General features: G+C 70.4%; 29 protein-coding genes and 3 pseudogenes. 15 read left to right on the top strand and 17 right to left on the bottom strand.

Features of this window, described 5'->3' with window-relative positions; genetic code table 11:
* Window positions 1-192 precede the first annotated feature (192 nt).
* Window positions 193-1,014, bottom strand: coding sequence for a cation diffusion facilitator family transporter (locus tag J4N02_RS11070; RefSeq protein WP_243760788.1), 822 nt, complete (start codon window positions 1,012-1,014; stop codon window positions 193-195).
* Window positions 1,015-1,036: 22 nt separating this feature from the next.
* Here J4N02_RS11070 and J4N02_RS11065 point away from each other — a divergent pair, with 22 nt between their 5' ends.
* Window positions 1,037-2,134 carry a catalase-related domain-containing protein gene (locus J4N02_RS11065; RefSeq protein WP_208090939.1) on the top strand — a complete coding sequence of 366 codons (1,098 nt, stop codon included), beginning with the start codon at window positions 1,037-1,039 and terminating at the stop codon, window positions 2,132-2,134.
* 75 nt (window positions 2,135-2,209) lie between these two features.
* On the top strand, window positions 2,210-2,620 hold the full coding sequence (locus J4N02_RS11060; protein ID WP_188332725.1) for a cupin domain-containing protein: 411 nt from the start codon (window positions 2,210-2,212) through the stop codon (window positions 2,618-2,620).
* A gap of 69 nt (window positions 2,621-2,689) precedes the next feature.
* Here J4N02_RS11060 and J4N02_RS11055 read toward each other — a convergent pair whose 3' ends face one another.
* The 3 genes from J4N02_RS11055 to J4N02_RS11045 are packed head-to-tail and all read right to left on the bottom strand — an operon-like array spanning window position 2,690 to window position 6,540.
* Complete coding sequence (locus J4N02_RS11055; protein WP_188332726.1) at window positions 2,690-5,071, bottom strand: hypothetical protein; 2,382 nt, start codon at window positions 5,069-5,071, stop codon at window positions 2,690-2,692.
* Window positions 5,072-5,075: 4 nt separating this feature from the next.
* On the bottom strand, window positions 5,076-6,053 hold the full coding sequence (gene glsA, locus J4N02_RS11050) for a glutaminase A (protein ID WP_182818650.1): 978 nt from the start codon (window positions 6,051-6,053) through the stop codon (window positions 5,076-5,078).
* Between the two features lie 4 nt (window positions 6,054-6,057).
* The gene (locus J4N02_RS11045; RefSeq protein ID WP_182818649.1) at window positions 6,058-6,540 is read right to left on the bottom strand and encodes a DUF1269 domain-containing protein; all 483 of its coding nucleotides are present in this window, start codon (window positions 6,538-6,540) and stop codon (window positions 6,058-6,060) included.
* A 173-nt stretch (window positions 6,541-6,713) separates the two neighbouring features.
* Here J4N02_RS11045 and J4N02_RS11040 point away from each other — a divergent pair, with 173 nt between their 5' ends.
* On the top strand, window positions 6,714-6,944 hold the full coding sequence (locus tag J4N02_RS11040; RefSeq protein ID WP_182818647.1) for a LapA family protein: 231 nt from the start codon (window positions 6,714-6,716) through the stop codon (window positions 6,942-6,944).
* A 2-nt stretch (window positions 6,945-6,946) separates the two neighbouring features.
* On the opposite strand, the gene J4N02_RS11035 is transcribed toward J4N02_RS11040, so the two are convergent.
* The 5 genes from J4N02_RS11035 to J4N02_RS11015 all read right to left on the bottom strand — a co-directional run bounded on the left by J4N02_RS11035 (window position 6,947) and on the right by J4N02_RS11015 (window position 10,035).
* On the bottom strand, window positions 6,947-7,240 hold the full coding sequence (locus J4N02_RS11035) for an SHOCT domain-containing protein (RefSeq protein ID WP_182818646.1): 294 nt from the start codon (window positions 7,238-7,240) through the stop codon (window positions 6,947-6,949).
* Window positions 7,241-7,280: 40 nt separating this feature from the next.
* Window positions 7,281-7,718: a DUF6325 family protein gene (locus J4N02_RS11030; RefSeq protein ID WP_182818644.1), complete on the bottom strand. Its 438-nt coding sequence runs from the start codon at window positions 7,716-7,718 to the stop codon at window positions 7,281-7,283.
* 125 nt (window positions 7,719-7,843) lie between these two features.
* Window positions 7,844-8,689, bottom strand: a complete 846-nt coding sequence (locus J4N02_RS11025; protein ID WP_188332727.1) for an HAD family hydrolase — start codon at window positions 8,687-8,689, stop codon at window positions 7,844-7,846.
* Window positions 8,690-8,953: 264 nt separating this feature from the next.
* The gene (locus J4N02_RS11020; protein WP_188332728.1) at window positions 8,954-9,337 is read right to left on the bottom strand and encodes a phage holin family protein; all 384 of its coding nucleotides are present in this window, start codon (window positions 9,335-9,337) and stop codon (window positions 8,954-8,956) included.
* A 59-nt stretch (window positions 9,338-9,396) separates the two neighbouring features.
* Window positions 9,397-10,035 carry a hypothetical protein gene (locus J4N02_RS11015; protein ID WP_188332729.1) on the bottom strand — a complete coding sequence of 213 codons (639 nt, stop codon included), beginning with the start codon at window positions 10,033-10,035 and terminating at the stop codon, window positions 9,397-9,399.
* 102 nt (window positions 10,036-10,137) lie between these two features.
* On the opposite strand from J4N02_RS11015, the gene J4N02_RS11010 reads away from it, so the two are divergent.
* From J4N02_RS11010 to J4N02_RS17425, 4 genes and pseudogenes are all read left to right on the top strand, one after another.
* Window positions 10,138-10,755: a DUF4203 domain-containing protein gene (locus J4N02_RS11010; RefSeq protein ID WP_182818637.1), complete on the top strand. Its 618-nt coding sequence runs from the start codon at window positions 10,138-10,140 to the stop codon at window positions 10,753-10,755.
* Window positions 10,752-10,865 carry an alpha/beta fold hydrolase gene (locus J4N02_RS17100; protein WP_182818636.1) on the top strand — a complete coding sequence of 38 codons (114 nt, stop codon included), beginning with the start codon at window positions 10,752-10,754 and terminating at the stop codon, window positions 10,863-10,865. The genes J4N02_RS11010 and J4N02_RS17100 overlap by 4 nt, the downstream gene beginning before the upstream one ends.
* A gap of 86 nt (window positions 10,866-10,951) precedes the next feature.
* Entirely contained in the window at window positions 10,952-11,389 is a 438-nt protein-coding gene (locus J4N02_RS11000) for a hypothetical protein (RefSeq protein WP_188332730.1), read from the top strand.
* Window positions 11,390-11,439: 50 nt separating this feature from the next.
* Window positions 11,440-11,865, top strand: a pseudogene (locus J4N02_RS17425) (AAA family ATPase); the annotation flags it as partial.
* A 60-nt stretch (window positions 11,866-11,925) separates the two neighbouring features.
* Here the strand turns inward: J4N02_RS17425 and J4N02_RS10995 are convergent.
* Entirely contained in the window at window positions 11,926-12,084 is a 159-nt protein-coding gene (locus J4N02_RS10995) for a hypothetical protein (protein ID WP_188332731.1), read from the bottom strand.
* Window positions 12,085-12,307: 223 nt separating this feature from the next.
* Here J4N02_RS10995 and J4N02_RS10990 point away from each other — a divergent pair, with 223 nt between their 5' ends.
* On the top strand, window positions 12,308-14,224 hold the full coding sequence (locus J4N02_RS10990) for a LuxR C-terminal-related transcriptional regulator (protein ID WP_188332732.1): 1,917 nt from the start codon (window positions 12,308-12,310) through the stop codon (window positions 14,222-14,224).
* Here the strand turns inward: J4N02_RS10990 and J4N02_RS10985 are convergent.
* Window positions 14,176-15,741 (bottom strand): SLC13 family permease, encoded by a 1,566-nt coding sequence (locus J4N02_RS10985; protein ID WP_188332733.1) that lies wholly within the window; start codon window positions 15,739-15,741, stop codon window positions 14,176-14,178. The two genes, J4N02_RS10990 and J4N02_RS10985, sit on opposite strands and share 49 nt — an antisense overlap.
* Before the next feature lie 126 nt (window positions 15,742-15,867).
* On the opposite strand from J4N02_RS10985, the gene J4N02_RS10980 reads away from it, so the two are divergent.
* From J4N02_RS10980 to J4N02_RS10965, 4 genes are read left to right on the top strand one after another with little or no spacing between them, the layout of a single operon-like run.
* Window positions 15,868-16,245 carry a M17 family peptidase N-terminal domain-containing protein gene (locus J4N02_RS10980; protein WP_182818886.1) on the top strand — a complete coding sequence of 126 codons (378 nt, stop codon included), beginning with the start codon at window positions 15,868-15,870 and terminating at the stop codon, window positions 16,243-16,245.
* A complete protein-coding gene (locus J4N02_RS10975; protein ID WP_182818887.1) occupies window positions 16,223-16,384 on the top strand; it encodes a hypothetical protein in 162 nt (53 codons plus the stop codon). The genes J4N02_RS10980 and J4N02_RS10975 overlap by 23 nt, the downstream gene beginning before the upstream one ends.
* 17 nt (window positions 16,385-16,401) lie before the next feature.
* Entirely contained in the window at window positions 16,402-17,499 is a 1,098-nt protein-coding gene (locus J4N02_RS10970; protein ID WP_182818888.1) for a S1C family serine protease, read from the top strand.
* Between the two features lie 37 nt (window positions 17,500-17,536).
* The gene (locus J4N02_RS10965) at window positions 17,537-18,364 is read left to right on the top strand and encodes an META domain-containing protein (protein WP_188332734.1); all 828 of its coding nucleotides are present in this window, start codon (window positions 17,537-17,539) and stop codon (window positions 18,362-18,364) included.
* Window positions 18,365-18,499: 135 nt separating this feature from the next.
* On the opposite strand, the pseudogene aqpZ reads toward J4N02_RS10965, so the two are convergent.
* From aqpZ to arsB, 6 genes and pseudogenes are all read right to left on the bottom strand, one after another.
* Window positions 18,500-19,216: pseudogene (gene aqpZ, locus J4N02_RS10960) on the bottom strand (aquaporin Z); the annotation flags it as partial.
* A gap of 152 nt (window positions 19,217-19,368) precedes the next feature.
* Window positions 19,369-19,626, bottom strand: a complete 258-nt coding sequence (locus tag J4N02_RS10955; protein WP_188332735.1) for a hypothetical protein — start codon at window positions 19,624-19,626, stop codon at window positions 19,369-19,371.
* Between the two features lie 111 nt (window positions 19,627-19,737).
* On the bottom strand, window positions 19,738-20,184 hold the full coding sequence (locus tag J4N02_RS16905) for a three-helix bundle dimerization domain-containing protein (RefSeq protein ID WP_243760786.1): 447 nt from the start codon (window positions 20,182-20,184) through the stop codon (window positions 19,738-19,740).
* A gap of 10 nt (window positions 20,185-20,194) precedes the next feature.
* On the bottom strand, window positions 20,195-20,602 hold the full coding sequence (locus tag J4N02_RS16900) for an arsenate reductase ArsC (RefSeq protein ID WP_223202174.1): 408 nt from the start codon (window positions 20,600-20,602) through the stop codon (window positions 20,195-20,197).
* 159 nt (window positions 20,603-20,761) lie between these two features.
* A pseudogene (locus tag J4N02_RS16895) lies at window positions 20,762-21,049 on the bottom strand (low molecular weight phosphatase family protein); the annotation flags it as partial.
* Between the two features lie 8 nt (window positions 21,050-21,057).
* Window positions 21,058-22,194 (bottom strand): ACR3 family arsenite efflux transporter, encoded by a 1,137-nt coding sequence (gene arsB, locus J4N02_RS10940; RefSeq protein ID WP_188332736.1) that lies wholly within the window; start codon window positions 22,192-22,194, stop codon window positions 21,058-21,060.
* A gap of 71 nt (window positions 22,195-22,265) precedes the next feature.
* Here arsB and J4N02_RS10935 point away from each other — a divergent pair, with 71 nt between their 5' ends.
* The 3 genes from J4N02_RS10935 to arsA all read left to right on the top strand — a co-directional run bounded on the left by J4N02_RS10935 (window position 22,266) and on the right by arsA (window position 24,916).
* The gene (locus J4N02_RS10935) at window positions 22,266-22,643 is read left to right on the top strand and encodes a helix-turn-helix transcriptional regulator (protein WP_182818251.1); all 378 of its coding nucleotides are present in this window, start codon (window positions 22,266-22,268) and stop codon (window positions 22,641-22,643) included.
* Between the two features lie 95 nt (window positions 22,644-22,738).
* Window positions 22,739-23,110, top strand: coding sequence for an arsenite efflux transporter metallochaperone ArsD (arsD, locus tag J4N02_RS10930; RefSeq protein WP_188332737.1), 372 nt, complete (start codon window positions 22,739-22,741; stop codon window positions 23,108-23,110).
* Window positions 23,111-23,140: 30 nt separating this feature from the next.
* Complete coding sequence (arsA, locus tag J4N02_RS10925) at window positions 23,141-24,916, top strand: arsenical pump-driving ATPase (RefSeq protein ID WP_188332738.1); 1,776 nt, start codon at window positions 23,141-23,143, stop codon at window positions 24,914-24,916.
* The last annotated feature ends 37 nt before the right edge of the window (window positions 24,917-24,953 follow it).

The following is a 24,953-nucleotide window of genomic DNA, read 5'->3' as shown; positions in this document are numbered from 1 at the left end:
CCGCTTCGAAGAACCGCACGTCACCGTTGCATACGGCCTGCCACTGCCGGGGCCATCGGCTTCTGCCCGAAGGCGGTCATGAAACCTGCTCAGTACGGGGTTCACGTCACAGTTTGCTCAGTGGGGCAGGCTCTGGGCACCGGTGCACGGCGGCTCACCCCGACGCTCAACCCGACGCTCCGGCCGAGCTGGCTAGGTGTGGGTGGCGTGTTCGCGCTCGGCGTGGTCGAAGGGCTCAAGCTGGAAAGTGGAGTGCTCGACGCTGACGTCGAAGTGCGCGGCGACGCACTCCTGGAGGTCGCCGAGCATGCAGGCGGAGTGGCCGTCGTGGAAGCAGCTGTCGTCGAGGACGACGTGGGCGGTGAGCACGGGCAGGCCGGTGGCGATGGTGGAGGCGTGCAGGTCGTGGACGCCCTGGACGTGGGGGACGGCGAGCAGGTGCTTCCGGACGTCCTCGAGGTCCAGCCCGGGGGGTGTTGATTCGAGCAGGATGCTGCTCGCCTCGCGGAGGATGGTGACGGCGCGGGGGACGATGAGGGCGGCGATGAGCATGCCGGCGAGGGCGTCGATGCGGGTCCAACCGGTGAGGGCGATCACGATGGCGCTGATGATGACGGCCACCGACCCGAGGGCGTCGTTGACAACCTCCAGAAAGGCGGCGCGCATGTTGAGGTTGGCGCCACGTCCCGAACTGAGGACCATCATCGAGATGAGGTTGCCGAGCAGTCCGATGACGCCGAAGACGAGCAGGCCGGTGGCGGTGACGTCGGGAGGTTCGAGCAGTCGCCTGACGCCTTCGATGAACGCGTAGCTCCCCACGGCCAGCAGGACGGCGGCCTGCGCGCCGGCGGCGAGCACCTCGGCGCGGCGGTACCCCCAGGTCCGTTCGGGGCTGGGTGGGCGCAGCGCGAGTGAGGCCGCGAGCAGGGCGATCAGCAGGCCCGACGCGTCGACGAGCATGTGGCCTGCGTCGATGATCAGGGCAAGGCTGTTGGTCCACAGGGCGCCGATCACCTCGGCGACCAGGATCGTGGCGGTGATCGCGAAGGCGATCGCGAGCTTCGTCCGGTGGGTGTTGGGCGTGGCGTGGTGGTGGTTCTCCTACATCGACACGCAGAGCACCCGTCTGGGCGGCCCGAACTTCAGCCAGATCCCCATCAACCGCGCCCACTGCCCGGTCAACGACATGTTCCGCGACGGGTTCCACCAACACGCGGTCCACGGTGGGATCGCCCCCTATCGTCCCAACTCCCTGGATGGCGGCAACTCTGCCGAGGCCGGCGAAGCGGACGGCGCCTTCATCGACGTCCCGCTACCCGTGGCCGGCGAGAAGGTCCGCAGGCTCGCGGCCAGCTTCGACGACCACTTCAGCCAGGTGACACTGTTCGTTCGATCGCTGAGCGGTGTCGAGCGTCAGCACCTGGCGCGCGCCTACACCTTCGAGCTCGGCAAGTGCTACCAGGAGGCGATCCGCGTCCGCCAGCTGCAGTGCCTGGCCAACGTGGACGCCGATCTGTGTGCCCAGGTCGCCAAGGGCCTGGGCCTGACCGCGCCGGAGCCGACCATCGAGCCGGCCACGGACGTCCGTCCCAGCCCGGCGCTGTCGCAGGTCGGGGGCACGTGGCCGGTGACCGGACGCAAGATCGCCCTGGTCGCGGACGCCGACACCGCGCCCGCCCTCATCAGCGAGGCGAAGGAGGCCGTCACGGCAGCGGGCATGCTGCCGTTCGTCGTTGCGCCGGCCGGCGGGCATCTCGGCGACGTGGTCGTCGACCGGACCTTCCTCACGGCTGCGTCGATCGAGTTCGACGCCGCCCTGCTGTTGGCGGCCCCCGTCCCGGCACCGGACGCCGACCCGACCTTCGACGCCAAGGCGGGCCAATCGACCGACGGGAAACCGGTGGATCCACGGGTCGTGAAGGTGGTCGCCGAGATGTTCCGGCATTCCAAGGCGATCGGTTGCTCGCCGGACGCCCAACCTGTCCTTGCGGCTGCGGGTGTTCCCGCCGATGCCGCCGGCGTTGTGGTGGGCCAACCGGGCGAGTCCGTGGAACAGCTTGCACGGCTCCTGACCGAACACCGTGTCTGGGATCGGTTCGCAGCGGTGCCCGAGGAGGAACCTGCCGGGACGTGAGCCATCGGCGACCTGTGCGCGGGGCATCGGCGTCATCACCGTGGCGCGGGGAAGCGCGCAGGCCTACTGTGAGTCATGGAGATCACCCGCACTTCTCTCGACACGACCAGGGGATCCGCCGACTGGTTCACCGGGGATGTCTACCTGGATCCGGTCGCCGCTGCGCCGCCGCCGTCCCGCCTCACCGCCAACCTGGTCCACTTCATGCCGGGCGCGCGCACCAACTGGCACCTGCACGCGCTGAGCCAGACCGTCTACGTCACCGAGGGTGTCGGGCTGTGCCAGCGACGCGGGGGCCCGGTCGAGGTGATCAGGGCCGGCGACCGCGTGCTGTTCGAGGCCAACGAGGAGCATTGGCACGGCGCTGCCCCGAACCGCCTCATGGTCCACCTGGCCATCAACGAGTCCGACGAGCAGAACCCAGCCGTCCAGTGGCTTGAGCCGGTCACCAACGCGGACTACTCGGCCGCTCCACCGATCGACTGAAGCCGCGCCGCCGCTCCGCGAACGTCCGCGCGAACCACGGTTCAACCTGACCCGTCGCAGGGTCGACCCTCACGCCACCTCGGAGTGACGGACGGCGCGCCGGACGAGGTGGACTGCCACGGTCCAGGCGGCCACCGCGAGCAGGACGATGAGGTAGTCGGTCGGCTCGGGGAGCAGGTCGAGGCGGAACTGCCACCGCGCAAGGGGGATCACCGGTGCCAGGGAACCGAGGAGCGCCAACGAGATCGCCAACAAGGCGGTGCGGAGGCGTGGCTGGATCAGCACCGACAGGGTCAGCCCGGCGTACAGCAGGGTGTACGTGACGCCGAACTGGGCCACGCGGACATCATCGGTCCGGGACACCAGGGCCAGGTAGACCCCGAACGCGGCCACGCTCAGCAGGACGCCGGCCGGCACGACGAACCCGGCCAGGATGCTCAGGTAACTCCGGCTCGACACCGGGGCCGGCCGCGCCCACAGCGGCAGCAGGAGTGACGGGACGGTGATCGGCAGGATCGAGATCAGCGAGCCCTGCCCCGCCACATACGGGAAGCCCACCCCGAACAGGCGGACCATGCCGATGAGCAGGGCGGTGCAGACGACCAGTGACAGGTTGAGCTTCATCACGTCCAGCAGGCCGCGCACGATCGACTGGCCGCGGTGCAGCACGACCAGCAGCAGCCCCGGAGAACTGTCGGTCAGGACGATGTCGGCCACGCCGAGCGCGGCCTGCGCGCTCGCCGGCGGTGCCACCGAGAGCTGTGCCTGCTGCATCGCGGGCAGGTCGGTGAGCCCGTCGCCGACGACCGTCACCCGCTCGCCGCCGTCGCGGAGCTCTCCGACCACGTCGCCCATCTGTGCCGGTGTCAGGCCCCCGAACAGGCGGTACTCGCGCACCGCTGTCGCCCACTGGTCGCGTGGCAGCGCCTCGAGTTCGGCGCCCGACAGGCCACCGTTGGGCAGCAGGGCACGCTCGTCCTCCTCGGACAGTCCTGCCGCGCGCAGCGCCGCGAGCACCTCGACGGGTGCGTCCCTGGCGAAAACCTTGAGGTGGACGCCGGAGGCCTGGAAGGCGCGGACCACACCCATCGCGTCGGGGTGGAGGTGGCGTCGGGGTTCGATCACGCACAGGGGGACGAGCCCTTCGGGGAGGCGGGGGTGGCCGTGTGCGTCCACCAGCGTGGTGTCGATCGGGCCGCGGGCCAGGACCAGCGCCTCGTCGGACGCCCCCGATCGTCCGAGCAGGGTGGGCTCGGCCAGCACGTACAGGAACGGGTCGTCGGGGTCGTCGAAGGCCACGGCGAACCAGCCCAGTGTGGCGAGGTGGGACGCCTGGACGAGGATGGCGCGCTCCTCACCTTCGCAGGAGCGGGCGTACAGGTCGACCAGCGGGCCACGCTCCGTGGCGCTGAGGGCGATGTCGCCAAGGGTTCGCCTCAGTTCCGCGATGCTCGGCCAGGCGTCCGGATCGTCGGCCGCACCGTCGTGCCGCTCCGGTTCAGCCGGGGGGAGGGGCTCGACCCTCAGGTCGGTGCCCGAGAGCAGGTCCACCTCGGTGAAGCAGATCACCGTCGATTCGGCCAGCAGTTCCACCGAGCGGGCGCTGTGGACCACGGCACCGAGCCGGGCCAGGTCTGCCGTTCCGGTGGCGTAGGCCACCACGATCATCAAGTACAGGCCGGTGGGCAGCAGGGAGAAGATGACCGGGGCAGCGTCCACGAACGCGTCCCCAGGCTCGCCCACGTCGAGGCGGAAGTACTTCGCCAGCAGGATCAGTGCGTACACCGACACAACGACGAGCAGGCCGCTGAGGATGCGCGCGACCAGCCGCTCCAGCGGGGTGGGGCGGGACGCCAGAGCCGTGCGCTGGCTGAGTTGAGCCTGGATCAGGCGGTCGGCGCCGACGCGCTGGGCGATGTAGCGCCCGCGCCCCGAGAGGCAGACGCTGCCGGCCAGCACCTCGTCCCCGGCCTGGACGCGCTCCCAGCCGCGCTGGCCGGTGACCTGGGCCGTGTCGACCAGCATGGCGCCGGCCCCGGTGACGATTCCATCGACCTGGAACTGGTCGCCGGGGTAGATCACGATCAGGTCTCCGGGCACGATGCGGTCGCTGTCGATGGCGCGGGGACGCCCGTCCCGGATCACCGTCGACCTGGTCCGGCCGGCCTGGCGCACGGCGTCGAGCCGCTTGGCGGCGAGGGACTCGTGGACGTTGCGGATCGTCGTGGAGAACCCGAGCAGCAGCAACGTCACGCCGGCCCCGATCCACTCGGAGAGGAGCAGCAGGATCACTGCCAGGCCGACCATGTTCAGGTTGAACACCGTGAAGATGCTCTCGCGACGAGCCTGCTGGAGGGTGCGCAACGGCTTGAGGTTGGTGGTGTTCTCCTGGCCGGCCTCCAGCCGGGCCTGGGCCTGGGCCTCGGTCAGGCCGGTCGCTGATTCGGCCACGGGGTCACGGGGCCGGACGGGACGCGAGCAGATCGAGACCCAACCGGAACGACAGGAACCGCGCAGCCTTCTGCCCGCGGACGCTGTTGCCCTGGGCGTCCAGCCGCGGCGCGTACGTGCCCAAGCCGCCCTTGCCGGGGGAGACGGTGACGATCCCACCGCCGATGCCGCTCTTGGCGGGGAGGCCGACCCGGTACAACCACGCGCCCGAGGTCTCGTACAGGCCCGCGACCAGCATCACCGCCAGGACGTGGTGGCACAGCTCGGCCGGCATGACGCGTTCGCCGGTGAGGGGGTTCACCCCACCGTCGGCGAGGGTCGCCCCCATGACGGCGAGGTCGTGCGCGGTCACCGACAGCGCGCTCTGCCGGGTGTACAGGTCGAGCGCGTCGTCGGGCTCCCCGGCCAACCGCCCACGGCTGTTCAGCAGCCAGGCGATGGCGCGGTTGCGGTCGTTGGTGGCGGACGCCGAGGCGTAGACCTCGTCGTCCACGGTCAGCGGGCGCCCCGCGAACGCCGACAGCCCGTCGCGAATGGCGGCCCAGCGCTCGTCGGTGGTGGCGCCGGGAACCAGCGCCGTCGTCGCGATCGCGCCGGCGTTCACCATCGGGTTGGTGCGGCCATCGGGGCCGGCCTCGACCGCTTCGAGCGAATTGAAGGGGAGGCCGGTGGCGTCGACGCCGACGAGTTCGTCGAGCCGATCCGCCCCGAGGGCGCGGGCGGCGAGCGCGAACACGAAGGGTTTGGCGACGCTCATGATCGTGAACGGGGTGGTCACGTCCCCGGCCTCCCACGCCGTGCCGTGCACGTCGATCAGGCTCACGCCGAAGGCGTCGGGATCAACACGCTCGAGGGCCGGGTAGACGGTGGAGGGTTCGCCGTCGCGAGCGTCGCTGAACCGCGCGAAAGCCTCCTGCACCGCCGCCCCCACATCGGGGGCGGCGGGCAGGTGCCCGGTCGAGACGAAACCAGAGGACGGCATGGGGTCAGGCGAGCTCTTCGGCCAGAGCCTTCTCGTCCTCGTCGGACAGCGAGGTCTGCAGAACGGTGCCGCCGAACTCCGACATGCCGGCGGCGAACTTGTCTTCGGTCAGCTTCGAGGCCAGCACGACCACGGCCGCCTTGCCCGGCTCCAGCAGGCCGTCCACCCGGGCCCGGAAGCCCGCGTTGATGCCCGACTTGCCGAGGCGTCCGACCAGCGCGCCCCACAGGCCGCCGACGAGGAGGCCGACGCCGGGGACCAGGAACAGCAGCCCGATGAGCATGCCCCAGAGGGCGCCGGACGCCGCGGTCGCACCCACGATGCCCTTGGCCGGGGTGTCGACGTGCTTCTTGCCGTCGTCGTCGACCCGGACGACAGCGAGGCCGGCGAGGTTGACGATGTGGTCGCGCTGCAGCTTGACGACGCGGTCGTGCGCCTGCTGCGCCACTGCGTGGTCGTCGTAACCGATGATGATGAGCTCTGACATGTGGTGCCTTCCTCTCAGCCCGGTGCGATGTGCGCAGGGGCTCTGTGCGCCCCATCCTTCAGGCCGGCGTCCGCGTGGGCATCACCCGGCACGGGTGATCCTGTGCGGGCGCGACCAAGGGATGGTTGAGGATGCTTGGCAAGGACACATGACCGCGTAGGAGGGGAGGCGCCATGAGCGCTGACGGAGGCAAGGGGCGCTGGCAGGAGCTCGCGAAGAACCCGCGGATCTGGCTGGGACTCGCGATCGCGGTACTGGCGATCGCCTTCATCCTGCAGAACCGGGACTCGGTCCAGGTCGACCTGCTGACGTTCCAGTTCAGCGCACCCCAGTGGGTGACGTTGCTGGTGGTGTTCCTGGCCGGCCTCGCCACCGGCCTGCTCTGGAGCCGACGGAAGCGCTGAGGTCAGAAGCCGAGCAGTCGTGCCTTGGCGGCGGTGAACTCCGCTTCGGTGAGAGCCCCCTGCTGGTGCAGGGCCGCGAGGCGTTCGAGTTGAGCGATGGTGTCCTCGGCCGGGGGGGCGGGCGCCGCCACCACGACGGTCGGCTGGGGAGGTTGCTGGACCGGCACCCGCTGCTGGGCCTTGGCCTGTTGACTGGCGGCCACATTGCCCGACACGCGGGTCGCCGTGCCGGCGATGACGGCTGTGCGGGCGGCGGTCCCGATGAGGCCGGGGCCTCCACGACGTGGACGGATCACAGTTGCTCCTCAGGTAGACGGTTGGTCGAGCGGTTCGTGGTCAGGTGAGGTTCCGGTCGGCGAGCTCGTCGGCCAGTGCGGCCTCGACAACCTCGGCCGGGATGCGCTGATTGTCGACGAGGACGCCGCCGGCCGCGCGCACGGCGTCCGTGAAGCGTTGCGCCCACAGGTTCTCCCACACGACGATGATCGCCGAGGTCCCGGGTTCGAGGAGGTCGGCCTCGTGGTCGAGGTCCTCGGTGCTGACCAAACCTTCGATGTCGTGGTCGAGGTCGGCGAACGCCGCGGCGGCGTCCGCCGGAAGGTCGTCGAGTTCGAACGCGGTGACCTGGCCGTCGGCCTCCTTGCGGACGAACACGAGGTCGATGATGTGCACGAGTTCGTTCTCCACCAGAGCGGTGAGCGCCGGGACGATGTCACCGGTGATCCTGGTGTCATCGAACGCGAACAAGGCGAACTCCACGGGTGCCAGGGGCATGGGAGGGGTCCTTTCCGACAGCGATGTTGGCCCCATGGTTGCGCCGCCCCGGTGCTCCGGGATCACCCGGAGGGGGTGGCCCGTTCGTCGGGCGAGCCGAGTCCGACTCGGACGGTCATGTCGAATCAGGCGTCGATGAGGCCGTGGCGCACGAAGGCCTCGTGCACGCCGCCTTCCTCGGGCGGGGAGGTGACCTCGTCTGCTGCCTCCCGCACGTGCTGCCGGGCGTTGCCCATCGCGATGCCGACGCCGGCGTGCCGCAGCATCTCCAGGTCGTTGTCGCTGTCGCCGATCGCGAGGGTGTCCCGGCGTGCGATGCCCAGATGCTCGGTGACCTGCTCGATGCCGGAGGCCTTGTGCACGCCCGCCAGCTGGATCTCGCCGATGGTCGCACCGGACAGCGGCACCGACGACGCGATGACGTCGAAATCCGCGGCGAAGGCGTCACGGATCTGCGCGAACGTCACCCCTGGCCCGTACACGAACACCACCTTGCTCACCGGCACGGTCGGCGGCTGCTCGGTCACCACAATCTCACCGAGGTAGGCGAAGAGGCCGCCCTCCAGCTGGGCCAGGGCGACGGCGTCCGGCACGGCACCGCGCAACAGTCCGCGCAACCGCGCCTGGATGCCCGGGGTGCCGAAGAGCCCACCCGCACCCTCGAAGAAGTAGTCGAGCCCGTGGCGTCCGAAGAAGTCGATGACCTGCCGCACCTGGCCGGCCTCCAGGCGCCGGTGCAGCAGTTCCACCCCGCCCACCTCGACGTAGGCCCCGGCCCCGCCGACGATGCCGTCGAAGCCGATGTCGGTGACGTCGGGCCACAACTCGGAGCGCGACCGCCCGGTGCACAGGAACACCAGGTGCCCGTTCGCGCGGGACGCACGGACGGCGTGCCGCGCACTGGCGGGGATGCGTCCGGAGTAATCGACGAGTGTCCCGTCGACGTCGAGGAAGACGGCCCGGCGGATCACCTCACCGACGCCTGAGGGGCCGACGCGGCCGACGGGAAGGAGCCGTCGTGGACGTCGGCCGCTCGGATCAGCGTTCTGCGCGGGCACCACCCCATGATGAACGCGGCCCAGCCCGCGGGAGATCACCCTGGGCGGGTGGAGGGGGCCGTGGACCTCGGCGAGGCACTCCGGGGGGACGTGCTGGGAGGAAGTCACGAGCCCTGCGCCGCGACGAGTTGCGCGGCACCGAAGACCGCTTCGTCGCGATGCGCCGGGCGGCGTCCGTCAGGTTCCGGACGAGCGGACCTCGCCGAGGACCTTCTTGAACAGCACCATCGGCAACAGGATGGCTGCGATGAGCACGCTCAGCCAGACGATCAGGGGAGCCAGCACCCACGTGGTGAGGCCCTCGATGCGCAGCCCTGCTGAGAAGGTGTGGGCGAGGAAGAGGCCGAGGAAACTCGTGACGAGTGCGATTCCGCCGCGCAGCGCGGGGGCGTGGCTGATCGCCATCTTCAGCACGAACGGTCCGAGCAGAATCTCCACGGCCGTGAAGACGATGACCGTGAGGATGAAGCCGAAAGGTTGCACGTTGAACCCCGGCAGGACGAGCGCGGTGACGAGTAGTCCGATCGCGTTGCCGATGAGGTGCAGGGCTGTGGAAGCCAAGAAGCGAAGCATGCGGTTCCCCTCAGGATCACGGCCGCGTGGACGACGCGCGCATCATCTCACAGGAGGACAGGAAGGCTGAACGTGAAGAACGCCGCCACGACGAAGGCGACGCCACTCAGCACGACGGTCAGGCGCTGGGCCCTTCGGCCGGAGATCTTCGACGAGATGCCGGCGAGGAACAGCACCGACGCGTGGAGCAGCGCGGCCAGGACGTAGTTGTCCTGGGTCTGGCCGGCCCGGTCGGCCTCGAGGGACGCCTCGGTCGCGACCTCCCGGAACCGATCCGCCTCCACGTCGGCGGCCAGTTCGTAGTCGGAGTCGAAGGGCGTCCCGGCGGGGAGTCCCCCCTCAGCCGCTGTGCCCAGCCACGCCTCGAACACCGGCACAAACTCCTGACGGAAGTGCGCCCGGATCTCGTCGGCCACCCGAGTGTTGCCCTCCACCTCGGCCTGGAACCAGTCCGAGAACAGCAGGATGTCGGTGGTCAGCTGCCGGTTCGCCACGTCGGATGCCGTCACCGAGTCGACGCGCGCGACCGTCGAGGCCCGGGTCGCCGAGGAGTACACCGTGCCCCACCGGGTCGCCTCATAACCGGTCCAGGCGGACAACAGCGTGGTCAGGGACAGGATGATCGCCGCCGTGAACATCCACCGGTGGAGGACGTGCTGTCCCGCACCGTCCGTCTGCTCGCTCATGGCGTATCCCCTCCGCAGTGGTGTGTCGACACTCCGCATCATGGCGGACCCGGGCCAGTTGCGCCCCGCGTACGCTCTAGGAGCGCGCACAAGGAGGCGACCGTGTTCAACATCACCGTGGGGATCCTCGCCATCATCGCGGGGCTGATCTTCTGCTTCCGCGGCTACCTCGCCATGCGAACGGTGATCGGGCTCTGGGCCGGGTTCGTCGGCTTCGGGGTCGGCGCCACCCTGTTCGCCTCGATCACCCAGCAGGGCCTGTTGACGGGCCCCTTGTCGTGGGTCGCGGCGATCGCGGGCGCCCTGCTCCTGGCCTGGCTGGCGTACGCGTTCTACGCCGCGGCGGTCATCATCACGATGGGTTCGGTAGGCTACGCGCTGGGCACCACGGTCGCCGGCCTGCTCGGGCTGCCCGCCTGGATGTACCTTCCGGCCGGGGTGGCCGCAGCGTTGCTGCTGGTCGTCATCGCCCTGGTCACCAACCTGCCGGCGGTGCTGCTCATCGTCGTCGCTGCGATCGGGGGCGCCTCAGCGATCGTGACCGGCGTCGCCTTCCTGGTGGGCCTGGTGCCCGCAGGGAACCTCGACCCCGACGTCGTTGCCCCGCTCATCGAGGACCACACCTGGTTGGCGGTGGCCCATCTCGTCCTGGTCATCGCCGGCATTGTCACGCAGTTGCGTCGCCGCTCCACCGCCAACCTCCGCGCGAGTTATCCATGACGGAGGTGGAGGGGCTCAGGCTCCACGGCCGCTTCGACGAGCGCGATGGGCCGGTCATCGTGCTGCTGCACGGCATCAACAGCGACGCTTCGTCATGGCGCGGACCGTGATCGACACCATCGGCCCCGGCCACGTCGGCGCGGCCTGACCCTTCGCGGGGGATGCGGCCGGGCGCCTTGATCGATGTGATGGCCGGATGGTTCCCCTCCACGTAAGGATCAGCCTGCGAGGCGAGCTGGATGACGCCGTTCGCGAAGAACTCGAGGGCTTCGTCGATCGTCCCCTGCCGGGCGGCCAACTCCTGTGCGGGACGGTGCCCGACCACGCGGCCCTGCTGGGAGTGCTGCAGCGGCTGCATTTGGCAGGCCTGGTCGTGGAGGACGTGGAGCACCTCCACCATGTGGAGCTGGAGGCAGGGCAGGCGGTGGCACGAATCCAGGTCGGCGGCTCTGTGGCTGACTACCTGTCGGAGGAATTCGCCACCGCGGTGTGCACCGAGTCGACGAGAACCACGATCGAGGTCAGGGTGCCCGACCAGACGGCGTTCTTCGCGGTGATGTCCCGCCTCGAAGCCCTCGCCCTGCAGGTGCTGGAGGTCCACTGTCGACTGGAGGTCGTGCCCCACGCCACCTGAGGGGTAGCTTTGATTTCACCGTACCGACGAGTCATTCAGGGGGTGTGGTCATGGGCTCCCCAGATGGTGTGACCGGTCTGGCGGCCGCACGAATTTCCGTCCCTCAGCCTCCGTCGTCGATGCTGATCCGACCGCACCTGACCCGGCTACTCGATGAGGCGACGCGGCGTCCCCTCACCATCGTCACCGGCGGTCCGGGCACAGGCAAGACCACGGCCGTCGCCGAGTGGACGCGTGATGGTGTCTTCCCGGGGCCGGTGGCGTGGGTCTCGCTCGACCGTTTCCTGTCCACCCCGCATCGGGTCTGGGCAGCCATCGCCGCAGCGCTGGAGTCCGCGCTCGGCGTGGAGGCGTTGGGGTCGTTGCGGCCGCCGCGCGACGTCGACGAGGAGTTCATCGAGGCCCTGTCAACCCGTCTCTGGGGCCATGAGGTCGTGCTGGTGCTCGACGACACCCACGAGCTGCCCACCGAGGTGCTGGGCGGCCTTGACCAGCTGCTGCGGAACCCTCCGGCGGGACTCCACACGGTCCTCATCTCACGACACGTCCCGGTACTGTCGCTGCACCGCCACAGGCTCGCCGGTCGGCTCACCGAGGTACGCAGCGTCGAGCTCGCCTTCACGCGGGAGGAGATCCGCCTCCTGGCCACCGACGCCGGTGTGGCCCTCGACGAAGGCGACGTCGACCACCTGCACCGCGCGACCGACGGGTGGGTGGCCGCCGTGCGGCTGGCGATGCTGCTGTTGGTCGCTGCAGAGGACCCCAAGCGGACGCTGGCCGCGTTCAGTGGCGAGCAACCCCTGATCGCGGGCTACCTCGCCGAGGAACTGACGCGCAGCGTCAGCGCCGAGGTCATCGACGTTCTGACCCTGACCAGCGTCACCGACCGCATCTGCGCCCCCCCTGGCCCGGGCCCTCGTGGGCGCCGAAGCCCTGCCGCACTCGCTGCGGGCCACGTGGGGGAATGTCCCGCTGATGGTGGCGCTGTCAGACACGGGGTGGTTCCGTCACCACCCCCTTCTACTGCAGCTTCTCCGTTCCAGGCTGCGCGAGGAACACCCCGAACAGATCGCCGGCCTGCACGCCCGGGCGAGTGCCTGGTTCGAGAGCAAGGGGGAGTGGCTCACCGCCCTGGACCATGCCATCGAGAGCGGAGACACCGCGCTCGCGATCCGGGTCGGGCTTCGCTCGGCGACGGCCGAATTCCATGCCGGTGGGCGGGAACCCCTCGCGGCCGCCATCGACAGGATCCAGGCCAGCGGCCCGGCCGACCAGGCTGAGCTGCTGGTGCTGCGCGCGATGGGCGCCAAGTGTCGGCGGGAGTACCAGACGGCGACGGACCTACTGGCCCGCGCTGCGCTCCTGCTGGGCGACCTTCCCGAACCTCGGCGCTCGATCGCGATGTTGAACGTGCGGATCATCGAGGCCGCGCTCGCGCGCGTGCCGGGGGACGGAGACCGGCTGCTGGGTGCGGGTCTCGCCGGGGCGTCGCTGTTGGCCGGGCTGGAGGCCGAGGATGCTCCCGGTTGGTCGAACTTCCGCGGCGTGCCTTCCGCCTTGGTTGGGGTCGGATACCTGTGGTCGGGCCGACCGGCCGCGGCGGCCGCGTCCCTGTCCGAGGCGCGCCTGGCCAACGCCGGTGGTGCGTTCAAGGAGTATGCCGAGCTCACCCACGCCGCGCACACGGCGCTCGCTCTGGTCGTCGGCGGTGACACCGCGCGGGCTCGTCCGATGGCAGAGGGGGTCATCAGCGCCGCCTCCGGCCGGGGCAGCGCCGTGGCTCCCGAGACGGCGCAAGCCTGGCTGGCGCTGGCACTCATCCTCCAGCAGGAGGACCAGCGCGCCGAACTCGAACGGGTCCTGACGTCCGCAGAAGAGGCGGCGGCCCACGCGATCGATCCCTTCGTGGACGTCTTCCTCCACGTCATCCGGGCGCGCCACCTGTGGTTGCTCGGCGAGGTCGCCGGCGGGGCACGCCAGGTGGCTCAGGCGCGCGGCGTTCTAGCGGAGTACCCCGGACTCCGCTACGCCAGGCGCGCCTGTACCGCCCTGGCCGTGTGGGGTGAACTGACCATCTACCGCTCGGTCGAAACGGCCGCCAAGATACTCGCCGACGACGACCTCTGCGAGCAGACCCGTCTGGCCCAGGCGCGGGCCTCCTCGGCACGGAGCAACCTTGCGAGCCCCGAGGACGCCATGGAGGCGGACCCCCTCACGATCATGCGTGCCCGGCTCCTGTTGGCCTCCGGGCAGCCGCAGGCCGTTCGCGAGGCGCTCGAGGATGCCACCGAGCGCCCCGGCGCGATCGGCACGTGCGCGTGGGTGACCATCGCGCTGGCCGAGGACCGCCTGCGCCGCGATGCCCGGGCCACGGCAGCGATCGGGCGCGCCCTCGATGCCTCGGCGGGCGAACACCTGTTGATGCCGTTCAGGAGCGCCAACAACCACCGGCTCGTCGAGATCCTGCGCCGACACCGCGAGGTGATCAGCAGGCACCGTGCGTTCGTCGACGAGATCCTTCTGGTGCTCGACGGACCGGTCGCCTGCGCCGTCACGACCTCGTTGACCGAGCCACTGACAGAGCGGGAGGAAGCGGTGCTGGTCTACTTGCCGACCATGCGCTCCAACGCCGAAATCGCCGAGGCCCTGGGCATCTCGGTGAACACGGTGAAACAGCACCTCAAGTCGGTGCACCGCAAGCTGGGAGTGTCCAGCCGCCGGGAGGCCGTGCGCATCGCCCGGGAAATGAACCTGCTTCCTGAGGGCATCGACGACGGTCTGGGGAGTCAGAACGGCCAGACCAGCGGGACCAGGAGGATGCCGGCCAGCCCGTAGAGCGCCAGCAGCACCCCGCCCAGCTTCCAGTAGTCGCCGAAGCGATAGCCGGCGGCTTCCATGACCACCAGGTTGGCCGGCGTCGCCACGGGGGTGAGCAACGCCCCGGCCGCGAACACGGCGATACCCATCAGCACGGGCGCCGGAGACACGCCCATCTCGGCGGCCGCGGCCAACCCGACCGGCGCGACGATGAAGGCCGTCGCCATGTTGCTGATCAGCTGGCCGAGCGATGCGGTGACCACGAAGAGACCGAGCATCAGGGCGTACGGGCCGGCGTCCCCGACCAGCGTGACCAGGGCGTCGGCCAACTGCCCCGCCGCCCCGCTCTTCACCATGGCCACCGAGAGCGACATCAGGCCCCCGACGAGGATCACGGTTGTCCAGCCGACGCCCTTGTACACCTGGGGCACGGTCAGCACGCGGGTGAGGACGACGGCCAGCGCGGCCAACAGCCCGGCGATCGCCGCCGGCACGACATTCGTGGCGAGCAGGAGGATCATCGCGGCGAGGATGACCAGCGTCCGGCGCGCGCCCACGCCCAGCGGCACCGTCTGCCGCCGCACGTCCTCGGGGTCGTCCACGACGAGGATGTTGGGGTCCTGTGCCGCCTCCGTGAGGTGCTGCCAGGCACCCTCGAACAGGATCGCGTCACCGACATGCAGTGGGTGGGGTTCCGTCGCGACACCCTCGCCCTTGTGGCGCACGGCCCGTACCACGAGGCGTCCGCTCTCGGTGACCAGACCGGCGTAGGCGAGGTCGCCGATGAACTCCGACCGCGGCGGGATCACCGCCTCCAGCAGTCCGATCTCGCGATTCAGCTGGACGGGCGCCTCGGCTTCCAGCTCGTAGTGCTCGGTGAGCACGGACGTCTGCGCACCCAAGTCACGCAGCGACCGGCTCGGAGTGCGCCGTGGGATCAGACGGGGGCCGAGCAGGAGGACGGTCACGATTGTGGCCAACACCAGCGGGACGCCGGCGACCGCGAACGCGAACAGCCCGAAGGGGCCGACGCCGGCCGCCTCGGCATAGTCGGACAGGACAAGGTTCACCGGCGATCCGGTCAGCATCAGCAGCGACCCTGCGTGGGCGCCGAAGGCGAGGGGCAGCAGGAGCTCCGATGGCGAGCGGCGGGCGCGGATCGCCATCACCACCACGACCGGGGTCAGGGCGGCGACGGAGCCGTTGGGGGTGATGACGGCCGTGACGACGGCGACCAGCGCGAGGATGACGACGACCAGCCGCGTCCGGCTCTCACCGGCCAGGCGAAGGGCTGCCCCGCCGACCCAGGTCGTGACGCCGGCGGCGTCCAGCGCCTCGCTGACGACGAACAGGGAGGCGATGAAGATGATCGTCGGGTCGCCGAAGCCGCCGAAGGCCTCGGTGATGTCGAGCACCCCGGTGGCCCACAGGGCGATGGGGACGGCGAGGGCCACGGCCATGACGGGCAGGCGGTCCCAGATGAAGATGGCGACCGTGACCGCCAGGATGATGAGCGTGATGACGGCAGGGCTCAACGTGACCCCTTCAAGAATGGGCACCGCGTGCTGCGGAGTGCCGTCTGAGCCTACGCCGCGTGCGGCGCGCGGCATCACCCGCGGCGGGTGATGCCGCACCGCAGTCGGAGTTCCTAGCATCCGACCATGACCCACCTGGCGCCCTATCCGTCCTTCACCCTTCCCCAGCGCCACCTGTCCGTGGCCGTCACCGAGTCCGTCCCTGCCGCGGGCGCCGTCGGCCACCTCGTTTTCGTGGGGGAGGCACCGCCCGCTGCCTCGTCCCTGAGTTCAACGCGAGCGGCCGCGTTGGGCTTCGAGGGGAAGGCGGGCTCCACTCTGGTCCTGCCCACCGCCGAAGGCCCGGTGTTCGTGCTCGTCGGCGGCGGTGACCGTGCGGCCGTCGACTCGGCCGCACTGCGGGACGCTGCCGCCCAGTTCGCGCGGGCGATCGAGAGCCAGACCGAGTTGGCGCTGCTCGTGCCCGAGACGCCCGTGCCTGATGGTCTGGGTCCACGACCGTGAGGTGACGGCCCGGCACGAGCAACTGTTCCACGACGACCTGCGCGACTGCCGCGAGGTCACGCTGGACGAGGTGCGATCGTGGGGCTGGGCACGCCGGTATCGCAACTCGGCGGCCCGCCTGTTGTCCAACCTCTTGTGAGATCGAGGAGCATCCCCATGAAGCGACCCAGCCCCGCATCGTCGGACGTTGCGCGTCCGCGTCGCAGTCCCCGCCTGCCCGTGGCCGGCCTCGTCGCCGTCGGCGTGGCCACGGGACTGGTGGCTGGTGGTGTGTCCGGGTTCGCGGTGGCGCGCACCACGCCCTTCGCGGGCTCGTGCAGCACGGTTGTCCTCGCTGAGTCGGCGGCGCCGGCCGTGGTCACGGTTTTCGCCGAAGGACGCACCGGACCCGACGGCCTGGCGTTCGGCGGCTCGGGTAGCGGGGCGATCCTGACCCCCGACGGACGCATCGTCACCAACGACCACGTGATCGCCGGGGCCAGCCGGCTCGCCGTCCTGCTGGCCACCGGCGAGCGCCTCGACGCGACCCTGGTCGGGACGGACGCCAAGACCGACCTCGCGGTCCTGCAGATCGAGGCCACCGGGCTGCCCACGTTGGCCATCGGCGACCGCACTGCTCCGCGGGTCGGCCAGCAGGTCGTCGCGTTGGGTGCGCCTCTCGGGCTGTCCGAGACCGTCACAGCCGGGATCGTGAGCACGCCCCACCGTGACGTGGTCGCTCCGGTCGGCGGTGGTGGCACCACGGTGCTGGCCGGCATGGTTCAGACCGACGCGTCGATCAATCCGGGGAACTCCGGCGGGCCCCTGGTGGATTGCTCGGGGGACCTGATCGGCATCAACACGGTGATCTCCACGGTGCCCAGCGCCTCGGGCGAGGGAGGGGGCGGCAGCGTCGGGCTCGGGTTCGCGGTGCCCGCCAGCACCGTGCGGCGGATCACCGACCAGATCGTGGCCGACGGGAGGGCCACCCACCCGTGGTTCGGGCTGTCCTACGCAGTGGTGCCGCCAGGCGCGGCGCAGGCCCGGGGTGTGTCCTCGGCGTTGTTCGTCTCGTCGGTGGCGGCGGGGGGGCCGGCCGCACGGGCCGGCGTCCGGGGTGGTGACCTGATCGCCGGCATCGCCGGCGGGCCCGCTGACTCGTTCACGATCGGCCGACTGCTGGCCACCGCGGCCGTGGGCGACGAGGTGGTCCTTGACCTGCTCCGCGAGGGCCAGCCGCAGCAGGTGACCGTGACCCTGGCCGAAGCACCATGACGGATCCCGCGGTGGCGGGACCAAGAAAGGAATGATCGTGACCCTTCGAGGAAACCTCCGTGCCGGGAGCGTCCTGGCTGTGCTGGTGGGGCTGCTCGTGGCGGGCTGCTCCCAGGGCGGGCCAGCGACGCCGGCCCCCACACCGGACGTACAGACGGCCGCGCCGACCGCTGCGACGGGTTCGCTGGATGACACGCGCTGGGAGGCGTCGCAACTCGGTGGCTCGCCCGTGCTGGAGGGGAGCACCGTGACCGCGGCGTTCGGTGCGGACGGATCACTGGCCGGATCGGGCGGCTGCAACCGCTACCGGACCACCTACACGACCGCGGACACGACGATCGCGATCGAGGGGGCCGTCGCGTCGACCATGATGGCCTGTGACCAGGCGGTGATGGCCCAGGAGGCGGCCTTCTTCACGGTGCTGGCCGACGCACGCTCGTTCGCCGTCACCGCAGAGGAACTGACTCTCTCCGACGGAGCCGGGGCGGCGCTGGTGGTCTTCGACGTGCAGCCCCAGGAGGTGGCCGGCACGTGGGTGGTGACCGGCTACCACGACGGCGATTCTGCGGTCGTGAGCACGGTGCAGGGCTCGACGCCCACGGTGGAGTTCGCCGAGGACGGCACCGTGAGCGGCACGGGCGGCTGCAACCAGCTGGCGGGCAGCTTCGAGGTGGACGGCAACGCGATCAAGATCGGCCCGCTGGCCTCGACGATGATGTCGTGCGAGGAGCCCGCGGGCGTCATGGAGCAGGAGTCCGCCCTCGTTGTCGCCCTGGAGTCGGCCGCGACCTACTCCATCGAGGGTGACCACCTCGAGTTCCGCCGCGCGGACGGCGTGATGGCGGCGACGTTGACGCGGGGCTGAGGTTCACCTCACCCGTGGCAGGGGCGACCCTGACGCCCCAGGGGGTGACGGGGCTGGCGGTGTTCCCGGCCGGCCTCGCCACCGGCCTGCTCTGGGCCTGACGGAAGCGCTGAGGCCGGCCGAGGTCGGTTGAGGTCAGGCCTCGGTGGAGGCGCGCTGCACCGATTCGGTGACCGGCGTGTCGACGGTGAGCTTGCCGTAGGTCGCTCCGGCGATGAGCGCTCCGACGATCGGGGCGACGATGAACAGCCACACCTGCGAGAGCGGGCCGGCACCGGCGAACCAGGCGACACCCAACGAACGGGCCGGGTTGACCGAGGTGTTCGTGACGGGGATCGAGATCAGGTGGATCAGGGTGAGCGTCAGGCCGATGGCCAGCGGCGCGAAGCCCTTGGGGGCCTGGTTGCTGGTGACGCCGAGGATGACCCAGACAAAGATGGCGGTCAGGACGACCTCGATGGTGAGGGCGGCGACGAGCGAATAGCCCCCGGGGGACAGCTCGCCGTAGCCGTTCGTGGCGAAGCCGGACGCGACGGCGTCGAAGCCGGGCTGGCCGGACGCGATGATGAACAGGATGCCGCCGGCGACCGACGCGCCGATCACCTGCGCGGCCATGTAGGGCAGGACGATCGCGGACTGGACGCGCTTGGCGACCCAGAGCCCAGCCGTGACGGCCGGGTTGAAGTGGCCACCGGAGATGTGGCCGAGCGCGTAGGCGCCCGTGGTGACCGTGAGGCCGAACGCCAGCGCCACGCCGAGGAAGCCGATGCCGGCCGGGAAGTCGCCCTTCGTGACGAAGGTGGCGGCGAGCACGGCCGAACCGCAGCCGCCGAAGGTGAGCCAGAAGGTGCCGAGGAACTCGGCTCAGAGACGATGGGCAAGGGTGGGTGTGGTCATGATGAAGCTTCCTTGTGGGGGGTTCTACAACTGGGTGGGTCAGGCAACAGCCTGGGGATCGAACGCGACGATGCTATCCCAGGCTCGATCTGGGCGAGGCGGGTGTGTCAGCGGGAGGCGTCCCGGCAGGCACTGCCTCGAATGGGCCCACCCAGCGCGGCGCTGATGTAGCAGATGTCGAACAGGCCGGCGGTGAACGGGAACACGCCCCAGGCCAGGGAGGCCTTCCCGCCGGCGGAGCGGCGAGCGGCGACCCCGGCGGCCAGGAAGAGCGTGCCACCCGTCAGGCGGAACACACGACCGGCGGGGCTGTTGATCCAGCGGCCGAAGTCCGAGCGGTTGAACGAATCCGCAGGGGTGCTCATCCGCGCATCGTAGGCCTCCGGGGCGGGGTGGTAAACCCCTTGTCGGGCCTTGGTTGGCCGGGATTCAGAGCCCCATGCGCCGGCACACGTCCTCGCTGCCCATGGTGGCGATCACGTCCGGATCGCCGACCACGATGAGCTTGTCGGTGGCGCGGGACAGCCCGACGTAGAGCCGCTCGGCAGCTCGGCCAGCGCCTCGACCACGAGGGGGTTGATGTCCCCGGTGGGCTGGGAGCCGGCCGAGCGGACGTGGACCCGGCGCGCGGACAGGTGCTCGGTGAGGGCGGCGGCCATCTGGGACGGTCCGGCGTTGTGGACACAGATGAACAGGACCTCGGGGACCTTCTTCGCGACCCGCCCCTCGGCCTGAGCCTTGGCCATCAGTTGCTCGCGGGCCTGCCGCGCCACGAGGACGGGCAGAAAGGTCTCCACGTGCGCGCGGGGTTCCAGCAGGGCGCGCGCGGCGTCGACCGCCTCGGCGACGTCATCGGGGGTGAACACGCCCCGGTAGCTGTACTCGAGGTCGGCCTTCAGGGTCTCGTAGGCGTCCGGGATCACGGCAGGCCCCTCACCGGTCGCCGGGCAGCGGCTGGACGGGTACGTCGAGCGACGCGAGCAGCTCGGTCACGCGGCGCTTGATGTCGTCGCGGATGGGGCGCACGGCGTCCACGCCCTGGCCGGCCGGGTCCTCCAGCACCCAGTCCTCGTAGCGCTTGCCCGGATAGAACGGGCAGGTGTCGCCGCAGCCCATGGTGATGACGACGTCGGACGCCCGCACGGCCTGGTCGGTCAGCACCTTCGGCTTCTCGGCCGAGATGTCGATGCCCTCCTCCAGCAGCGCCTCCCGCACCGCGGGATTGATGGTCTCGGCCGGGGCCGAGCCGGCCGAGCGCACCTCGACCACACCGCCGGAGAGGTGGTGGGCATAGGCAGCCGCCATCTGGGACCGCCCGGCGTTGTGCACGCACACGAACATGACCGAGGGGCGCTGCTCGACACCGAGTTCGGACGCCAGCGCCCCGACGCGGGCGTCGATGTCGTCGCGGATGATGTTCATCCGGGCCGTGCCCTCGATGCCGCGGAGGCTGGGCTCATCGGTCTCCCAGCGTTCGATGGTGGCCTTCATGCCCTCGACCGGCTCGACCTGGGCGTCCGCACCGAGGATGACGACTCGGTCGGCGGTGCGGAGGAGTTCGGGATCGATGCCCTTGGGGGTGGCGTCGGCCATGCTGGCGCCGACCTCGGCCACGGACGCCGCGGACTCGGCGTTCACGCCGGCCTCGACCGGCTTGGGCCTGGTACCGGCGGAGTGGATGGCAACGGCGTCCCCGACCCGTCGGCGCAGCAGCGCCTCGGCCATCTGGGACTTGCCGGCGTTCGACACGCAGACGAACAGGACGGTGGGACGGCGATCGGTGGTCATGGGTCTCCTCAGCGGGACGAAGGGGTCGGTGCGGTCGAGCGGGACGGGAGGCTGGGGTCGCCGGGGAACAGGCGCGGCGCCAGCCACAGGCTGACGTAGACGAGGCCGACGAGGATGGGCACCTCGATCAGTGGGCCGACCACGCCGGCCAGCGCCTGGCCGGAGGTGATGCCGAAGGTGCCGATCGCGACCGCGATGGCCAGCTCGAAGTTGTTGCCGGCCGCAGTGAACGCGACGGTGGCCGAGTGCGCGTAGTCCAGGCCAACCGCGCGCGAGGCCAACAGCGAGCCGAGCCACATCAGCGCGAAGTACGCCAGCAGGGGTAGCGCGATCCGGGCCACGTCGAGCGGACGGGAGGTGATCTCGTCGCCCTGCAGGGCGAACAGCAGCACGATGGTGAAGAGCAGCCCGTACAGCGCCCACGGCCCGAGCTTCGGCAGGAACCGCTGCTCGTACCAGGTGCGTCCCTTGGCGCGCTCACCGACGTACCGGGTGAGGAACCCGGCGGCCAGCGGGATGCCGAGGAACACCAGCACGCTCACGAAGATCGCCCACACGGAGAACTCCGCCGAGGTGGTCGGCAGGCCCAGCCAGCTCGGCAGGACCTGCAGGTAGAACCAGCCCAGCGCGGAGAAGGCGATCACTTGGAACACCGAGTTGACCGCGACCAGGACCGCGGCGGCCTCGCGGTCGCCGCAGGCGAGGTCGTTCCAGATCAGCACCATCGCGATGCAGCGGGCCAACCCGACGATGATCAGGCCCGTCCGGTACTCGGGAAGGTCGGGCAGCAACAGCCACGCCAGCGCGAACATGAGCGCAGGGCCGAGCACCCAGTTGAGCACCAGGGACAGGGCCATCAGCCGCTTGTTGGCCGTGACGCGGTGGGTCTCGTCGTACCGGACCTTGGCCAGCACCGGGTACATCATCACGAGCAGGCCCAAGGCGATGGGCAGCGACACCGACCCGATCTTCACCGCGTCAAGGGCCGGGGCCAGGCCCGGCACGACGCGTCCGAGCAGCAGCCCGACCGCCATCGCGGCGATGATCCACACCGGGAGGAACCGGTCCAGGACGCTCATCTTCGCGGCCACGGGCGCGTGGGCTGCCGAGTGGGTTTGGGTGGGCGCCACAATCGCACCTCTCATATCGACGACGTTCGATCCGCATCCTTCCTGATAGCATCGACACCTGTCAATATGGCGGCTACACTGGCCGGATGGCACGCGCGGCACTGGACCTCAGCAATCTCGTCATCGAGGCCGAGACGTGTGCCACGGCGGCCCCCGACGTGATGCCCGCCGAGCGCGCCGGCTGCCTCGCCGACACGTTCAAGGCGCTGGCCGACCCGACCCGGGTGCGGCTCTTGGCACACCTGGCCGCCTCTCCGGACGGCACGGCCTGCGCCTGCCACCTCCCGGACGCCCTGGGCATCAGCCAGCCCACCCTCTCCCACCACTTGAAGAAGCTGGCCGAGGCCGGGCTGGTCACGCGCGAGCAGCGTGGGCGCTGGGCCCACTACACCGTGGTGAGGAACGTCCTCGATGTCGCGCGGGACTTCCTCGGCGAATCCACCGAGGGCCCTCGCTGCTGCTGACCGACGCCGACTTCTCCGGGATCGCATTGGCGCACGTCGATATGGGCTACCCTAGGGCTATATCGATGAGCGTCAATTAGTCACTGGGAGGGGCCATGGCCGTCATCCGCGTCTTCGAACCCGCACTGTGCTGCAACACCGGTGTGTGTGGCACCGACGTCGACGAGAGCCTGGTCCGGTTCACCGCGGACCTGAACGCCGTGAAGGGCGAGGGCGTCGACGTCGCCCGGGCCAACCTGGCCACCGATCCTGGCGCCTTCGCGGCGAACCCCATCGCGGTGGCCTTCGTCCAGACCGTCGGCTCCGCCGGCCTGCCCCTGACCGTGGTGGACGACGTCACGGTGCTCACCGGCCGCTACCCCACGCGCGAGGAGCTGCAGCAGTGGGCGGGCGTCACACCGGCGCTGCGCATCGAATTGCCCCTGGCCACCGCCGGTGGTTGTGGCGGCTCCACCGGCTGCTGCTGATTCCCCACCGAGCCAGAAGGAGACCCGGCCATGCGCTTCCTCGACAACCCGCCCCGCCACCTGTTCTTCACCGGCAAGGGGGGCGTGGGCAAGACCAGCATCGCGTGCGCCACCGCGGTGGTGCTGGCCCGGCGCGGGAAGCGCGTGCTGCTGGTCAGCACCGACCCCGCGAGCAACGTGGGGCAGGTCTTCGGCACAGCGATCGGCAACCGGGTCACCGCCATCACGCAGGTCCCCGGCCTGTCCGCCATCGAGATCGACCCCGCCCAGGCAGCCGCCGACTACCGGGAGAAGATCCTGGCGCCCGTGCGTGCGCTGCTGCCCCCCGGCGAGATCGCGGCCATCACCGAACAGCTGTCCGGCTCCTGCACCACCGAGATCGCCTCGTTCAACGAGTTCACCATGCTGCTCGCCGACCCCACCGAGACCGCGGGCTTCGACCACGTCATCTTCGACACGGCCCCCACGGGGCACACCATCCGGCTGCTGCAACTGCCCGGCAGCTGGACGAGCTTCCTCGACCAGGGCAAGGGCGACGCCTCGTGCCTGGGCCCGATGAGCGGGCTGGAGAAGAACCGTGCCACGTATCGCGCGGCCGTGCAGGCCCTGACCGATCCAGGCACGACCCGGTTGGTGCTGGTCGCCCGCGCCCAGACCAGCACCCTCAGCGAGGTCGCCCGCACCCACGACGAGCTCTCCGCGCTCGGCATCCGCCCGACCCACCTCGTCCTCAACGGCGTCCTGCCCCCCAGCCGCGCGGGAGACTCCCTCCACCAAGCGATCCGCGACCGCGAGCAACAGGTTCTCGCGAACCTGCCCGCCACCCTGACCGGGATGGCCACGGATGAGATCGCCCTCAAACCGACCAACATGGTCGGCCTGCCCGCCCTCGAGCACCTGTTCTCGGACGACCTCCCCCCCGGCGAGGCGCCGGAGGCAGCGTTGGTCGGTGGGGACGCTCCGGCAGGGCTGTCCTCGCTGATCGACGACCTCGAGGCCCAAGGCCACGGGCTGGTGATGACGATGGGAAAGGGCGGCGTCGGCAAGACCACCATCGCGGCCGCCATCGCGGTGGCACTCGCCGAACGGGGCCACCGCGTCCACCTCACGACCACCGACCCCGCCGCCCACCTGAGCGCCACCCTCGAGGCCGGCGTGGCCAACCTCACCGTCGACGCCATCGACCCAGAACAGGCCACGCAGGCCTACCGGGACCGCGTGATGGCCACCAAGGGCAAGAACCTCGACGACGCCGGCCGAGCCGCCCTGCTGGAGGACCTGATGAGCCCCTGCACCGAGGAGGTCGCCGTCTTCCAGCAGTTCAGCCGGGCCGTGAACCAGGCCCGGACGCAGTTCGTCGTCATGGACACCGCACCCACCGGCCACACGCTGCTCCTCATGGACGCCACCGGCTCCTACCACCGCGACATCATGCGCCACCTCGACGAGAGCCAACGGGCGCGGAACACCACGCCCCTGATGCGCCTCCAGGATCCCGGGCACACCAGGATCATCATCGTCACCCTGCCCGAGACCACCCCCATCCTGGAGGCCGAAGAACTCGTCGAGGACCTCGAGCGCGCCCACATCCACCCCTGGGCATGGGTCGTCAACAACTCGCTCAGCGCCGCCGCTCCCACCTCGCCGTTGCTCGTCCGTCGAGCCAACAACGAGGCCGAACACCTCAACCGAGTGCGCGCCATCGCCCCCAGGGTCGCGGTCGTGCCCCTCCAGACGCGGGAGCCCATCGGCGTCCCGGCCCTCGAGGACCTGGCCCGGCCGCAGGAGGTCCTGGCCGCCCGGTAGCGTTCAGCCGCCCCTCTGGCGTCCCCGTCGTCCCCAC

The organism is Propioniciclava sp. MC1595 (assembly GCF_017569205.1).
In the GTDB taxonomy this organism is placed as follows: Bacteria; Actinomycetota; Actinomycetes; order Propionibacteriales; family Propionibacteriaceae; genus Propioniciclava.
Note: the sequence above shows the minus strand (reverse complement) of the source record. Positions and strands in the feature narration are given on the sequence as shown.

Excerpts from the sequence above, each read along its gene's own strand:
- J4N02_RS10935 (WP_182818251.1), top strand. The coding sequence starts at position 22,266 with ATGGCACGCGCGGCACTGGACCTCAGCAATCTCGTCATCGAGGCCGAG.
- J4N02_RS10955 (WP_188332735.1), bottom strand. The coding sequence starts at position 19,626 with ATGAGCACCCCTGCGGATTCGTTCAACCGCTCGGACTTCGGCCGCTGG.
- J4N02_RS16900 (WP_223202174.1), bottom strand. The coding sequence starts at position 20,602 with ATGTTCGTGTGCGTGCACAACGCCGGGCGGTCCCAGATGGCGGCTGCC.
- J4N02_RS10970 (WP_182818888.1), top strand. The coding sequence starts at position 16,402 with ATGAAGCGACCCAGCCCCGCATCGTCGGACGTTGCGCGTCCGCGTCGC.
- arsD (WP_188332737.1), top strand. The coding sequence starts at position 22,739 with ATGGCCGTCATCCGCGTCTTCGAACCCGCACTGTGCTGCAACACCGGT.
- J4N02_RS11015 (WP_188332729.1), bottom strand. The coding sequence starts at position 10,035 with ATGAGCGAGCAGACGGACGGTGCGGGACAGCACGTCCTCCACCGGTGG.
- arsB (WP_188332736.1), bottom strand. The coding sequence starts at position 22,194 with ATGAGAGGTGCGATTGTGGCGCCCACCCAAACCCACTCGGCAGCCCAC.
- J4N02_RS11000 (WP_188332730.1), top strand. The coding sequence starts at position 10,952 with ATGGTTCCCCTCCACGTAAGGATCAGCCTGCGAGGCGAGCTGGATGAC.
- arsA (WP_188332738.1), top strand. The coding sequence starts at position 23,141 with ATGCGCTTCCTCGACAACCCGCCCCGCCACCTGTTCTTCACCGGCAAG.
- J4N02_RS17100 (WP_182818636.1), top strand. The coding sequence starts at position 10,752 with ATGACGGAGGTGGAGGGGCTCAGGCTCCACGGCCGCTTCGACGAGCGC.
- glsA (WP_182818650.1), bottom strand. The coding sequence starts at position 6,053 with ATGCCGTCCTCTGGTTTCGTCTCGACCGGGCACCTGCCCGCCGCCCCC.
- J4N02_RS10980 (WP_182818886.1), top strand. The coding sequence starts at position 15,868 with ATGACCCACCTGGCGCCCTATCCGTCCTTCACCCTTCCCCAGCGCCAC.
- J4N02_RS11030 (WP_182818644.1), bottom strand. The coding sequence starts at position 7,718 with ATGCCCCTGGCACCCGTGGAGTTCGCCTTGTTCGCGTTCGATGACACC.
- J4N02_RS11040 (WP_182818647.1), top strand. The coding sequence starts at position 6,714 with ATGAGCGCTGACGGAGGCAAGGGGCGCTGGCAGGAGCTCGCGAAGAAC.
- J4N02_RS10975 (WP_182818887.1), top strand. The coding sequence starts at position 16,223 with ATGGTCTGGGTCCACGACCGTGAGGTGACGGCCCGGCACGAGCAACTG.
- J4N02_RS11060 (WP_188332725.1), top strand. The coding sequence starts at position 2,210 with ATGGAGATCACCCGCACTTCTCTCGACACGACCAGGGGATCCGCCGAC.
- J4N02_RS11045 (WP_182818649.1), bottom strand. The coding sequence starts at position 6,540 with ATGTCAGAGCTCATCATCATCGGTTACGACGACCACGCAGTGGCGCAG.